General features: G+C 70.1%; 13 protein-coding genes. All 13 read left to right on the top strand.

Annotated elements, in window-relative coordinates:
* The 13 genes from AB0I73_RS17070 (at position 1) to AB0I73_RS17010 (ending at position 12,646) form a co-directional block, all read left to right on the top strand.
* Positions 1 to 261 carry a hypothetical protein gene (locus AB0I73_RS17070; RefSeq protein ID WP_363038074.1) on the top strand — a complete coding sequence of 87 codons (261 nt, stop codon included), beginning with the start codon at positions 1 to 3 and terminating at the stop codon, positions 259 to 261.
* A gap of 10 nt (positions 262 to 271) precedes the next feature.
* The gene (locus AB0I73_RS17065; RefSeq protein WP_363038072.1) at positions 272 to 1,087 is read left to right on the top strand and encodes a hypothetical protein; all 816 of its coding nucleotides are present in this window, start codon (positions 272 to 274) and stop codon (positions 1,085 to 1,087) included.
* Positions 1,087 to 1,539, top strand: coding sequence for a hypothetical protein (locus AB0I73_RS17060; protein ID WP_363038070.1), 453 nt, complete (start codon positions 1,087 to 1,089; stop codon positions 1,537 to 1,539). Before AB0I73_RS17065 ends, AB0I73_RS17060 begins: the two co-directional genes overlap by 1 nt.
* Before the next feature lie 14 nt (positions 1,540 to 1,553).
* Complete coding sequence (locus AB0I73_RS17055) at positions 1,554 to 1,712, top strand: hypothetical protein (RefSeq protein ID WP_363038068.1); 159 nt, start codon at positions 1,554 to 1,556, stop codon at positions 1,710 to 1,712.
* Positions 1,712 to 2,203 (top strand): hypothetical protein, encoded by a 492-nt coding sequence (locus AB0I73_RS17050; RefSeq protein WP_363038066.1) that lies wholly within the window; start codon positions 1,712 to 1,714, stop codon positions 2,201 to 2,203. The genes AB0I73_RS17055 and AB0I73_RS17050 overlap by 1 nt, the downstream gene beginning before the upstream one ends.
* A 60-nt stretch (positions 2,204 to 2,263) precedes the next feature.
* Complete coding sequence (locus tag AB0I73_RS17045) at positions 2,264 to 2,713, top strand: hypothetical protein (RefSeq protein WP_363038064.1); 450 nt, start codon at positions 2,264 to 2,266, stop codon at positions 2,711 to 2,713.
* Between the two features lie 13 nt (positions 2,714 to 2,726).
* Entirely contained in the window at positions 2,727 to 3,176 is a 450-nt protein-coding gene (locus tag AB0I73_RS17040; RefSeq protein WP_363038062.1) for a hypothetical protein, read from the top strand.
* 131 nt (positions 3,177 to 3,307) lie between these two features.
* A complete protein-coding gene (locus AB0I73_RS17035; protein ID WP_363038060.1) occupies positions 3,308 to 6,109 on the top strand; it encodes a hypothetical protein in 2,802 nt (933 codons plus the stop codon).
* Complete coding sequence (locus AB0I73_RS17030; RefSeq protein ID WP_363038058.1) at positions 6,110 to 7,087, top strand: phage tail protein; 978 nt, start codon at positions 6,110 to 6,112, stop codon at positions 7,085 to 7,087.
* Positions 7,084 to 8,271, top strand: coding sequence for a siphovirus ReqiPepy6 Gp37-like family protein (locus tag AB0I73_RS17025; RefSeq protein ID WP_363038056.1), 1,188 nt, complete (start codon positions 7,084 to 7,086; stop codon positions 8,269 to 8,271). Before AB0I73_RS17030 ends, AB0I73_RS17025 begins: the two co-directional genes overlap by 4 nt.
* 44 nt (positions 8,272 to 8,315) lie before the next feature.
* Positions 8,316 to 9,209 carry a hypothetical protein gene (locus AB0I73_RS17020; protein WP_363038054.1) on the top strand — a complete coding sequence of 298 codons (894 nt, stop codon included), beginning with the start codon at positions 8,316 to 8,318 and terminating at the stop codon, positions 9,207 to 9,209.
* 3 nt (positions 9,210 to 9,212) lie between these two features.
* Positions 9,213 to 11,786, top strand: coding sequence for a hypothetical protein (locus tag AB0I73_RS17015; protein ID WP_363038052.1), 2,574 nt, complete (start codon positions 9,213 to 9,215; stop codon positions 11,784 to 11,786).
* Positions 11,787 to 11,848: 62 nt separating this feature from the next.
* Positions 11,849 to 12,646 (top strand): N-acetylmuramoyl-L-alanine amidase, encoded by a 798-nt coding sequence (locus AB0I73_RS17010; protein ID WP_363038050.1) that lies wholly within the window; start codon positions 11,849 to 11,851, stop codon positions 12,644 to 12,646.
* The last annotated feature ends 4 nt before the right edge of the window (positions 12,647 to 12,650 follow it).

The raw sequence follows: 12,650 nt of genomic DNA, 5'->3' as shown, positions 1-12,650 counted from the left end.
ATGGCACTGCGGTGCAAGAAGTCGTTCGCGGCATACGTCAACGGGACTCCGCGCGTCGTCAAGGTCGGTGCGCTGGTCGCGGACGACGACCCGATCGTGGAGGGCCGCGAGGCATCCTTCGAGTCCGTAGACGCCCACCTGTCCGCGCGGAAACAGCGGGTGGAGCAGGCGACAGCCGACCCGGGCCAGCCTCGCGACCTCACCCCGCCGACGCCCGCCAGCAAGACGCCGTCACGGCGCGGCCGCAGCTCCAGCAAGTAAGGGGTGAGCGATGCCGTTCGATCTCGGCGCGGCGGTGCGCCTGACCGGAGAGTGCCGGGACCCGGACGGCAACCTCACCACGGCGGCGACGGCCGTCGTGACGGTCACCCTCCCGGACGGGACGGCCCACACCCCGGCCGCCGTCGAAACGAACACCGGCCGCTACCAGGCCGACTACGTCACCACGGCGCCCGGCCGGCACACGGTGCGCTGGCTGTGGACCCAGCCCGCCGCCGCGTACACCGACGTCTTCGACGTCCAGGAGGAGGCGCCGCCGGCGATCCTGTCGCTGGCCGACGCCCGCAAGCACCTGAACCGTGTCAGCACCACGGACGACGACGAGATGCGGTTCTGGATCAACGCGACGACCCGGGTCGTCGAGAACTTTGTGGGCCCGGTGGTCGTCCGGTCGTGCACCGAGGAGCACCAGGTGCGCAACGCGGACACCGTCGTGCTGCGGCGCACACCGGTCGTCGCCGTGACCGCTGTCGAGTCCGCGCTGACCGGTGCGGTGTCCTACGCCGTTGACAGCCTCGGCGTGGACGGCGACACCGGCGAGGTCTTCCGCCTGGACGGGGGGCTCCTGTCCGGCCGCCTGCGGTTCACCTACCGGGCCGGGCGGACCGTCATCGCAGAGAACATCAGCGGCGCCGCGCGGATCATCCTTCAGCACCTGTGGGAGACGCAGCGCGCGGGCCGCGGCGGCCTGGCCGGCGGAAGCCAGGACTACGCCGTCACCGAACCCATCCCCGGCCTTGGCTACGCGGTGCCCAACAGGGCGGTGCAGCTGCTGGATCCGGACCGACTTCCCCCTGGAGTGGCGTAGTGGGATCACGAGTACCCGAAGTCATCGACCGCCTGGTCGCGCTCGGGGAAACCGACGCTGGCCTCAAGGGCGTGCGGATCACGGACGGCCCGGAGATGACCGAGGACGCCGACCTGGAGTGGTTCATCGTCGGCTTCGACGGCGACCCGAACGGCGACTTCCAGACGGCGAACACCCTCGGCGGCTGGGCAGGGCTGGGGTCCCGTCGCGAGGAACAGTTTCAGATCACCGTCGCGGTGGTCGTCTACAACGGCGACACCGACGTGCGGGCCGCTCGTGAGAGGGCGTATGAGATCGCCTCGCGAGTGGAGGCGTGGTTCGTGGCCGATCCGAGCATCGGCCTGCCCGAGCTGGAGGCCGCCATCGAGGCGAGCCAGCTCACCCAGGACCAGACCCCGAAGGGTGCGCAGGCGGTGCTGCTGCTGACGGTGGCCGGCCGCGCCTTCACATAGAGAGGAGCCGCGCCATGGTGCGGATGAGGCATCCCAACCTCGAGCAGGAGATCGAAGTCGCGGAGATCTCGGTGGTGCAGTACGAGCGGTCGGGCTGGCAGGTCGTCGACGACAACGGCCGGACAGCCAAGGGCACGGCGAAGCGCCGACAGAGCGAAGGGAATGAGAGCTGATGGCGACTCCGATTCAGGCGTCGACCCGGTACTACCGGCGCGGCGTCACGCGGGTGCTGTGGGTGCCGGTGATCGTGAACAAGAACAGCCCGGCCCGTGCCGAGTTGGACGCGGGTACGGGGCTGGAGGCCGAGACCGGCGCGATGGCCGGATGGCAGACCACCTCGGGCACCGTGCCGACCCCGGCGCTGGGCTCGCGGTTCACCCCGGTCGTGGGCGGTGAGATCACCGCCTCCGACTCGAGCCTCACGTTCTGGGCGTCGAAGGACGGTGACGACGTCCGCACGCTGCTGGTGCGTGAGGCTGATGGATTCGTCGTGTGGATGGACGAGGGCGACGTGCCCGGTCAGCCGATGGACGTGTACCCGGTCACGGTCACCTCGCAGGCCAAGGTGCGCGAGCTGGACCAGGCGGCGCAGATCATGTGCCAGTTCGCCATCACGTCCGAGCCTGCCGAGAACGTGGACATCCCGGCTGCGGCGGGCGGCTGACCGATGGCCGGGTCGGTGCGGATCACAGGCACCGGGCAGCTCATCACGCTGTCTCGCCGCATGCGAGTCGCGGGCGGCCCGCGGCTACGGCAGAACTTCGGTCGCCGTATCCGTCGGGCCGCCGAGCCGCTGCACCGCGACCTGCAGCAGTCCATCCGCACAGTGCAGCTGCCTGGTACGGGCCGCAGAGTGCGCGGCGGCCCATCGCCCACCACGCGGCCCCTGCGGGCGACGATCGCGGCCTCCATACGGATCAGTGTCCGGCAGGGGGCCAGCCCCGGCGCCCGCATCTGGATCGACCGGTCCAGGCTCCCCGCCGACATGCGGAACATGCCGTGGACGATCGAGCAAGGCCGGGTCCGGCACCCCGTGTACGGCAACCGCCGCCGGTGGGCGACGCAGTCGGCGCGGCCGCCCGGCTGGTGGTCGCGCACCGTGCAGGCCGGCACACCGCGGATGCGGGCCGAAGTGGAGCGGGTCCTGAGCGATGTGCGCCGGGACCTCCAATGAGAGAAGGAACCACATGATCATCACCCATGTGCAGGACGACGGCACCGAGCAGCGGGTGAACACTGACGACCTCAGCGCGCTCGAGGCGGCCGCCATCGAGGAGGCCATGGGCGGGGACGTGCCGTGGCGGAGCATCGAGGCCCGCCTGCAGGCGCAGGACCCCACCGCGATGCGGGCCGTCCTGTGGGCGGTCCGCCGCCGCGACGAACCCGACCTGTCCTTCAAGACGTTCGACGTCCCGGGGTGGCGGCGGCGGCTGAAGGCACGCATCACGCGTGCCGAGATGGACGAGGTCCTGACCAACATCATGCGGGAGGCCCTCGCCCGGAACGAGGACTCAACGATCGACGTGATCACCCCGCACCTGCGGAAGCTCGCCGAGGACCCGGACGACGTCGACGCCGCGCTCGCCGCCCTGGGAAAAGACCACTTGACGCGCCGCCAGAAGGAACAAAAGGGCTGATCACGGAGTACCGGTGGCTCCTCGCGCACTACCTGCACATCCGGCCCTGGGAGATCAGTCTCCTGTCCCGCGCGGAGCTGGAGTCGGCCGTGCTCTGGATACAACACCACGTCGCACGACGGTGAGGAGGCATGGTGGCCGAGCGCCTGACATTCACCCTCGCCGGGAGGGATGATCTCAGCAGGGTCCTGAACGGGGCCGGAGACAGCGCGGACCGGCTGCGGCTGCGGATGGCCGGCATCACGGCCGACGCCGACGGCCAGCTGCGCGACCTGCACGGTCGGTTCCTGTCGGTCGCCGATGCGCAGCGCCTGGTCGACGACCGGTCGGGCACCGTCCAGCGCAGCATGACGTCGCTGTCGGACGCGGCCGGCAAGCTCGGCGACGCGCTGAAGGCCAACCTCATCAGCCTCGCCCCGGCGGCGATCCCGGCGGTCGCCGGCCTGGCAGCGTCGGCCACGGTCCTGGCCGGGCAGCTCGGCGCCGTCACCGTGGCGGCCGGCGCCTACGCGCTCGCCTTGGGCCCGCAGATCGGCGCGATCGGCGAGGCCCTCGAGGCGCAGGAGAAGTACGAGCAGGCCGTCGAGAGTTCGGGGGCCACCTCGCAGGAAGCCGCCAAGGCTCAGGTGGAATGGGCGCGGCAGATGGAGAAGCTGCCGGCCCCGACGCGTGAGGCCGCGGTCGCCGTCGGCATCCTGAAGGACAACTACCAGGAATGGTCCGACAGCCTCGCAGGCGACGTGATGGCCCCGTTCACCAAGGGCATCGCCGTCGCCAACGCGTTGCTGCCGAAGACGACCGGCCTGGTCAAGGGGGCGTCCGGCGAGTTCGACCGGCTCATCACCCTCGTCGCCGGCGGCATCAGCACGCCCGGCTTCGACGCCATGAACCAGCGCTTCACCAAGTTCACGAACGACACCCTGCGGAACGGGATCGACAGCCTGACGATCTTCCTCGCCAAGCTGCAGAACGGGCAGTACGACGGCGGCAGGCTGCGCGAGTGGTGGGACTACGCGCAAGAGGCTGGGCCCCTGGTATGGGACACGCTGGAGAACGTAGGCGATGCGCTGCTCAACGTCCTCGAAGCGGGCAGCGATGTCGGCGTCGGGATGCTCGAGGTCGTCAACGTCCTGAGCAAGGTGGTGTCGGCGGTGCCGCCCGAGGCGATCGCCATGCTGCTGCAGCTGGCCGTCGCCATCAAGGCGGTCAAGCTCGCAGCGGCCGGCGGCAGTGCGGCCACCGCGGCGATGGCCGCGCTCGGCGTACAGATCGGTGCCATGCGTGCCTCTGCGGCTGGTGCACCCAGTGCGCTCGCCGGGGTGGGTGCGGCGATCTCCGGTCTGTCCCGGACGGCCAAACTGGCGATGGCCGGTACGGGGATCGGGCTGCTGCTGATCGGCCTGGACGCCATCGCGTCGAAGAGCGAGAAGCCCAAGCCCGACGTCGACAAGCTGTCGACGTCCCTCGTCGAACTCGCCCGGTCGGGCAAGGTGTCCGGGGAGGCACTGCGCGCCTACAACCAGGACCTCAGCGGCCTGGGCGAAGCCTTCCAGCTCGCCATCGACCCCGAGGGCATCGACCAGTTCCAGCAGTCCCTTGTCGGCCTCATCGGCATGGACTCAACACCGGTGAAGAACGCGAAGGAGGACATCGGCGCGCTCGACGAGGCGCTGGCCTCTCTGGTGTCGAACGGGCAGGCGGACCTGGCGGCCGCCGCCCTCGACAGAGTCATCGCCAACCTCGAGAAGCAAGGCTTCACCTCGGACCAGGTTCGAGGGCAGCTCGACGCCTACAAGGACGCGCTGGCGGGGCAGGCCCTCGAGCAGGAACTCGCCGCCGAGGCGATGGGTTTGTTCGGGGTACAGGCGCAGCAGGTGCAGGAGAAGCTGACCGCGCAGAAGGCCAGTGCGGATGGGCTGCGGCAGAGTCTGCAGGCGCTCAACGATGTGCAGCGCCAAGGCCTCAGCGGCATGATCGGGTTCGAGGCGGCGATCGACGCGGCCACGAAATCCGCCAAGGAGAACGCGGGCGTCCTCGACATGCAGGGCGGCAAACTCGTCCTCAACACGGAGAAGCAGCGCGCCGCGGCGACCTCCCTCAACGACCTGGCTGCGAAGACCGACGAGGCTGCGGCGTCCGCCAGGGAGAACGGCGAGTCGTGGGAGACGGTCAACGGGATCTATGCGCGGGGCCGCGAGCAGCTCATCAAGAGTGCGCAGCAGATGGGCCTCACCAAGGCCGAAGCCAAGGCCTTGGCTGATCAGATCCTGCAGACGCCGGACAAGACGGCGAAGCTCAAGGGCGACATGCAGGACCTGCAGCAGAAACTCGACGCCGCCAAGGACAAGTTGGGCAAGGTCCCCGACAGCCGCAAGGCGCAGGTCCGTGCTGATATCAACCAGCTCGAGCGGCAGCTGGCGGCGGCGCGCCGGCAGTTGGACGGCCTCGATGGGAAGACCGCCACGACGTATGTGGTGACGAACTACATCGTCCAGGGCGCCACCGGCGAGGCACGCAACCGGAACAAGCTGCGGCCGGGCAGCTACGCCGAAGGTGGCCTCATCCGCGGCTACGCCGACGGCGGGCAGATTCCCGGCTACCCGGACGGCGGGCTCTTGAGCGGGCCAGGCACGCCCACCTCGGACAGCATCCTTCTGTGGGGGTCGGCCAACGAGTACATGGTGAAGGCGTCGTCCGTAGCCAAGTACGGCATCGCCTTCATGGACGCGCTCAACCGGGGTGAGCTGCCGGTCGGTAGGGCGGCCCGTCCGGGGATGCCCGCCGCACCGGTCGCAGCCACGGCAGCGGCGGGCGGGGACCGGCCGTCGGTGACGTACATCGTGCAGCCCCGTAAGTCGGTCATCGACATCAACGACCTGCGGCTGCTGCAGCGGCAGGAGGAGGCACGACAGCGCGTGGGGAGGCCTGGATAGATGCCCCTGATCACAGCACCGGTCGTCACGCCGGAGGAGCCGACTACCCCGCCGCCGATCGAGATACCGGAGATCGGCTACGCGTCGATCACGTACATCGACCCGGCTGGCGGGCGGTGGCCGATGACCGACCTGAGCGCGGACTGGTACACGCTGGCCGAGGGCGTGTCCGGTCTCGGCGCGGCTCCGTACACCGTGACGTCGGACCTGCACCCGCGCGGTGGTGCGCGGGTGCGGCATGTCCAGCCGCAGGCCCGCACCATCGTGTGGCCGGTCCTCGTGCGGGGCGCCGACCACCTGGCCTTCACGAAGAACTGGAGGGACGTGGGCGGCGCGTTCCTGCGGACGTTGCGGCCTGGACGGGACGGCCGGCCCGTTTCGCCGGGCATCCTCGAGGTGGCTCGCCCGGACGGCACCGCCCGCCGCATCGAGGTCGTCTACTACGGCGGCTGGGACGGCCGCGGCCAGGTCGCGACCGGCATCACGTGGGACTCCGCGGTGCTCACCCTGTACTGCGAGGACCCGTACTGGGTCGACGTCGCCCCGCAGACCGTGCACCGGGAGACCGGCACGCAGGTCGACTACCTGGTGCCCTATCCGTCGGTGTCCAGCAGTCAGGTGCTGGGCGCCACTACCGTCACCAACCCCGGCGGCGTCGACGTCTGGCCCGTGTGGACCGTCACGGGCCCGGCCACGGCAATCGAGTTCACCCGCGACGACACCGACGAGTCTTTCACGCTGGACATGACGGCCACCGTGCACGGGCCGCTGCTGGCCGGGGAGACGGTGACGATCTCCACCGACCCGCCACAGGCCCGCTCCGACACCGGGGAGGTCCTGACGCCTGGTCTGAACTGGCCCGAGGCTGTCCTGTGGTCGCTGCCGCCGGGCGAGACACCGGTCACCTTCCAGCTCAACGGGGCGGCGGCCGGGTCGGCGGTCGACCTCACCTACCACCCGAGGTACGAGACGGCATGAGCGTGCAGCTGCTGGTCACCGACCGCAACCTGAACGTCCTGGGCGACCCGATCACCGGGTGGACGAAGCTGGCCTGCGACCTGAACTTCAACGCGCCGGCATCAGGCAGTGTCCAGCTGCCCGCGCGGCAGGAGGTGATGGAGCTCCTGCAGCCCGGCAACCGCATGCTCGTCGTGCGGGATGGCGGCATCTGGTGTGCCGGGCCGCTGGAGGAACCGCAAGACTACGTGTGGGACCTGGACCAGAACGCCGGCGTCGGCACGGTCACCGCCCGGTTCACTGACGACCTGGCGAGGGTCGCCGGGTACCTCACCTACCCCGAGCCCGCGAAGGCCTTCTCGGCGCAGACCACGACCAGCGACGTCGTCCGGAAGCTGCGGGCGAACGCCGAGACGATCATCCGGACACTGGTCAACGAGAACTGCGGGCCCGGCGCCCTGGCGGCTCGGCGGATCGAGCAGCTCGTGCTGGACACCGTGGCCGGCGTCGGCACCACCCGGACAGTGTCCACCCGTCTCGAGCCGCTGCTCGATGCCTGCCGCACCGCGGCGGCCGCCGACCGCCTCGGTTTCCGCACCTTCCAGCACGACGGGCAGATCAGGTTCGGGGTGTACGCCCCGCGGGACCTGACCGGCACCGCCCGGTTCTCCTACGGCCTCGGCAACGTGCGGCGGGTCGGCTTCACCATGGGTGCGCCGACGGCCACCTCGGAACTGGTCATGGGCGGCAACGACCCCAAGCAGCAAGTGAGCCAGGGCGACCCGCCCAACCGGCGTGTCTACGTCGAGGTTGCCTCGGGGACGGCCGCCGACTGGTACCGCGTCGAACGGCTCATCGAGAAGTCGGGGACGGACGACGACTCGGAAGGCGAGCTCACCCAGGCCGGCCTCATGGCATTCGGCAACGACAACCCGCAGGCCTCCCTGTCCACGGTGACCGTGGACACTCCCGACCTGCAGGCCGGCCGGGATTTCGGACTCGGCGACAAGGTCACCGTGGTCCTGCCCACCAACCTGGAGATTGACGACGTCGTGCAGACCATCCGCCTCGAGGCCACCCCCGACGAGGGCGAACTCGTCACCTCCGTCATCGGCAACAGCGACAAGACCACACTCACGCGCACCGTCTGGACCGTGCGCGACCTGGCCTACCGGCTGGGACAACTGGAAGCGAAGGGGAGGTAGACGTGGCGCAAAGCTCATGGCCGGACCCGGCCACTGATCGGGTCGTGACCGATGTCCAGCACGAGCTGCTGGCGGCGCGCTTCAGCGACGACGGGGTGTACGGCGATCCGACAGAGCCCGCGGTCGTGTCGGCCGGCCTCGGCCTGGCCGTGACCGTGCGCGCCGACGTGCACGCCAGCGTCCGCGGTCACGGCTGGACGTCCGGCCCCACCGGCGTCACCCTCGACATCGCCCCCAACACCAGCGGCTCGACGCGCACCGACCGGATCGTGCTGCGCCTGGACCGGTCCGACTGGACCGTGCGGGCCGTGGTCAGGCCGGGCGTCCCAGGCGCAGGCACCCCCACCCTGGTCAGGGACCCGGGCCCTACCGGCGTGTGGGAAGTCCTGCTGGCCGGGGTGACGGTGCTCAGCGGGGCAGCCTCGGTCAGCGTGACCCGCGGCGAGCTGTACGTGGGCGCCCGGGTTCGGCCCTGCACGTCGAACCACCGCAACCCGTACCCCGAACGTGGCGAGATGGCGTGGGAGACCAACACGGGCCGCCTGATCCTGTGGGACGGCAGTACCTGGCTGACGGTGTATGAGGACTCGGGGACCGTCCTGCTCGACTCGCCGCTGTCGGCGTGGTCCAACGCGAGCGCGTCCGTGCTCGAGCGGCGCAACGGGAGCGTGCACCTGCGGCTCGGCTCGTTCCAGCGGACGGCCGGCGACCTCTCCTCGAGCACCATGTCCCGGCTGCCGGCCCTGATCCCGGCCTCCTACCGGCACCCCACCCGCGACCAGCACGTCCTCGCGTATGTCTCCGGCGCCGGCCTGGCCCGGGTGATCGTCTACTCGGCCAACACCAACCGGCCCGGGCAGGTGTGGCTGGAGAACTACGAGTCCGTTCGCAGGGACCAGTACGTGATGCCGGAGTCCGGCGTCAGTTGGGCGGTGTGACAGATGCGGTACGAGTACGGGCGTGGCATCGCCGACTACGTGGTGCAGCCGACGGACGGCCTGTGGGGTGTCGCCCCCGGCGCCGCCCTCACGTTTTGGGATGAGGCTGCGGAGGGCACCCAGCACGTCGACCTCCTCGATGCCGGCGGCACTCCCATCACCGAAGTGGTCGCCGACGCGAACGGGTTCATCCCTGCTTTCTCCGGCCCTGACGGCGTGACCGGGATGTGGGCGGACGCGGGCGGTACGTCACGGGCGTGGATGCAGGCCCGCAACGCGGGCGGCGGTGAGGGCGGCGGCGGGTACACGTCGATCACCCGGATCGTGGCGTCGTCGACTGCGCCGGCGGACATCCGCGCGGCCGCCACCTGGGTATGCGACGGCATCGCCGACCAGGAACAGATCCAGGCCGCCCTCAACGACGCGAGGGACAATGGCGGCGGCGAGATCCTGCTGACCGTCGGCGACTACAACCTGACCGCCCCGCTGTCCATCGAGGGCACGGACGACGTCGATGTGGAGATCGGCATCATCCTGCGCGGGCAGGGCGCCCGCGCCACCATGCTCCGCGCCGGGCCTGGCCTGTCGTCGGCGATCCACCTGACCAAGGTGGTGCGCGTCCAGCTGGACTCGTTCGGCGTCACTATCGGCGGCGCCACCGATGGCATCACCTCGTCGACCACCAACGGCGAACTGTCCGGGCACCGGAGCTTCTGGAACAGCTCGTTCAAGAACCTGCAGATCAACGGCCCGTGGAGCAGCAGCCACACCGGGTGGGCGATCAATATGGGCAGCCCGTTCCGGTCGGTGTTCGAGAACATCGAGATCGGCGGCGTCCGTAACGGTATCCGCATGTACAGCGAGCACGCGGATTTCAACCCCGGGGACCTCACGCTCGAGAGGTGCTTTGCCGACCTGGTCGGCGACGGTGGCACCGCCTACCGAATCGAGTCCACCACCGCCGCCGGGGTGATGAACCAAATCGAAGCCGAGATGTGCGAGGCGATCGCCTCCGGCACCGGCTGCACCGGCATCCACATCACCGGCGTCGGCGGCTGGGGCACCTCCCACACCCACTGGCGCGGCATCAACCTCGAGCAGTTCGACCGCCTGGTCCACGTGGAACGCGGCAGCAGCAACACGTTCCGCCTCAACCACATCAACCTGCGCAGCGGTGCCTCCGGCTTGACCGCCTTCACCTTCGGTCCGAACTCCTTCAACAACACGATCGAGAACAACGGCCTGCTCTACGTCACCGACGATTGCCGGCTGTTCGCCGACGGCAACACGCTGGACCCGAGCGCTCCGAACCGGATCCTCAACACCCGTGTCTACCGCGGGTCGCCCAGCATCAATGTCACCGCCAGCCCCAACCCGGCCGCCACCACGGTCCGGCGCGGGATCACCGGGAACACCCCGCTCAGCACCCCGGACGACAACCCGTTCCTGTACGTGCCGCGCGGCTGGGGGCGGAAGTGGTACGCCGCCCGGGACGCTGCAGGCTCCGGCCTGGCGAAGATCGTGTGTGTCGGTGGCAGTGCGACGCTCGGCTTCTACTCCTCCAACCCGCGCACCAAGTCGTGGCCGGCCCTGGTCGCTTCCAAGCTGCAGAGCATCTACGGCGACGGCGGCTCGGGGTTCCACGGGGTCCACCTGTCCCCGGCCCTGATCGGCGGCAGCGCGCCGGACGCGCTCGCCGCGTGGCAGACGGCCGGGGCCGCCGTCGGACAGACCGGTACCTGGACACAGGGCGGCAGTACGTATGGGCCCGGAGGCACGTACATCTACAGCGACACCACGGGCGCGACGCTGACCTTCAAGGCCCGCGGAACCACGGTGAAGATCTTCACCGTGGTCGGCGGCGGCACCCGGCCCGTCATGCTGTACAGCATCGACGGCGGGGCGGACGTGTCTGTGCCGCAGCCGTCCGGGACCGCAGCGATCCAGACCACCACGATCACCGGCCTGTCGAACACGGAGCACACCGTCACTCTCAAGGCTGGCACGGCCAGCACCGGCCAGTACCTGTCGGTGTGCGGCGTCTCGGGCGAGCGGGCCAGCGGCATCCTCGTCCACAACTTGGCGTTGGCCGGGGCGACCAGCTCCCGCTACGGCACCGGCCACACCGCGGCCAGCCTGAACGGCCCGTGGAACGGCGGCTCCGACTTCCCGTGTGATCTGGCGATCTGGTCGACGGCGCCCAACGATGCGACGGCGAACAACTCGGCTGACGTCTGGGCGGGGAACGTGGCGCGATGGCTGCGGGCGGTCCGGGACTACGACGGCGGCTCCGGCGACACCGACATCATCTTCGCCCTGCCGCACTTCGGCCGTCACGAGGCAACGAACTTCAAGTACCAGGACTACGTCGCCCGGGCCCGCGGCCTGTGCGATGCCTACGGTGCAGCGTTCATCAACTGGTGGGGCCTGGGCAGGAACTCGTGGCCGTACTGGAACAGCCTCGGCTACTGGGGCACGCAGTCGTCGCCGGGCGTGGCCGGTGCCGACTCGGTGCACATGTCGGACGTCGGTTTCGCGCACATGGCCGACACGGTCCTGCCCGTGCTGCTCGGCTGACCCCTCAACACCCGCTCGCCCCGCGCCGCCTGGCCCGGGGCTTCTTCATGCCTGGAGGCCTGATGGCCACACCCTTGTCCGCTGCCAAGTTCCTCGCCGCCCTGCGCGCCGAGGGCCTGGACGTCGTCGAGGTCGGCAACTGGCGCGACCACAACCGCAACCACAAGGGCCCGTGGGGCCCGGTGCACGGCGTGCTGATGCATCACACCGTGACCCGGGGCAGCACCCGCACGGTGGACATCTGCCGCCACGGATACGCCGGCCTGCCCGGCCCGTTGTGCCACGGCGTCATCACCAAGGACGGCCGGGTCCATCTCGTCGGCTACGGCAGGGCCAACCACGCGGGCTTGGGCGACGACGACGTGCTGCGCGCCGTGATCGCGGAGAGGGCACTCCCCGCCGACAACGAGCAGAACACCGACGGCAACCGGCACTTCTACGGCTTCGAGTGCGAGAACCTCGGCGACAACGAGGACCCGTGGCCCGCGGCGCAGGTCGAAGCGATGGTGCGCGCGGCGGCGGCCGTACTGCGGGCGCACGGCTGGAACAAGGACGGCAAGGGCACCATCTCCGTCATCGCTCATGGGGAGTGGCAGCCGGGCAAGGTCGACCCGCGCGGCCCGGGCTACCCCGGCCACACCGCCATCCGTGCCCGTGTCGCCGAACGGCTGAAGCAGCCCGCGTCCTGGTCGCCCGGCGGCACCAGCACGTACACCGTCGGCCCCGGCGACACCCTCTGGGCCATCGCCGCCAGCAAGTTGGGCGACGGCAACCGCTGGCGGCAGATCGCCGACCTCAACAGTCTGAAGAACCCCGACGACCTGAGCGTGGGCCAGAAGCTCAAGCTCCCCAAGAAGTGAGGTA

The sequence above is a fragment of the Streptomyces sp. NPDC050388 genome (assembly GCF_040655635.1).
GTDB lineage: Bacteria > Actinomycetota > Actinomycetes > Streptomycetales > Streptomycetaceae > Streptomyces.
This window is presented reverse-complemented; position numbering and strand designations above follow the sequence as displayed.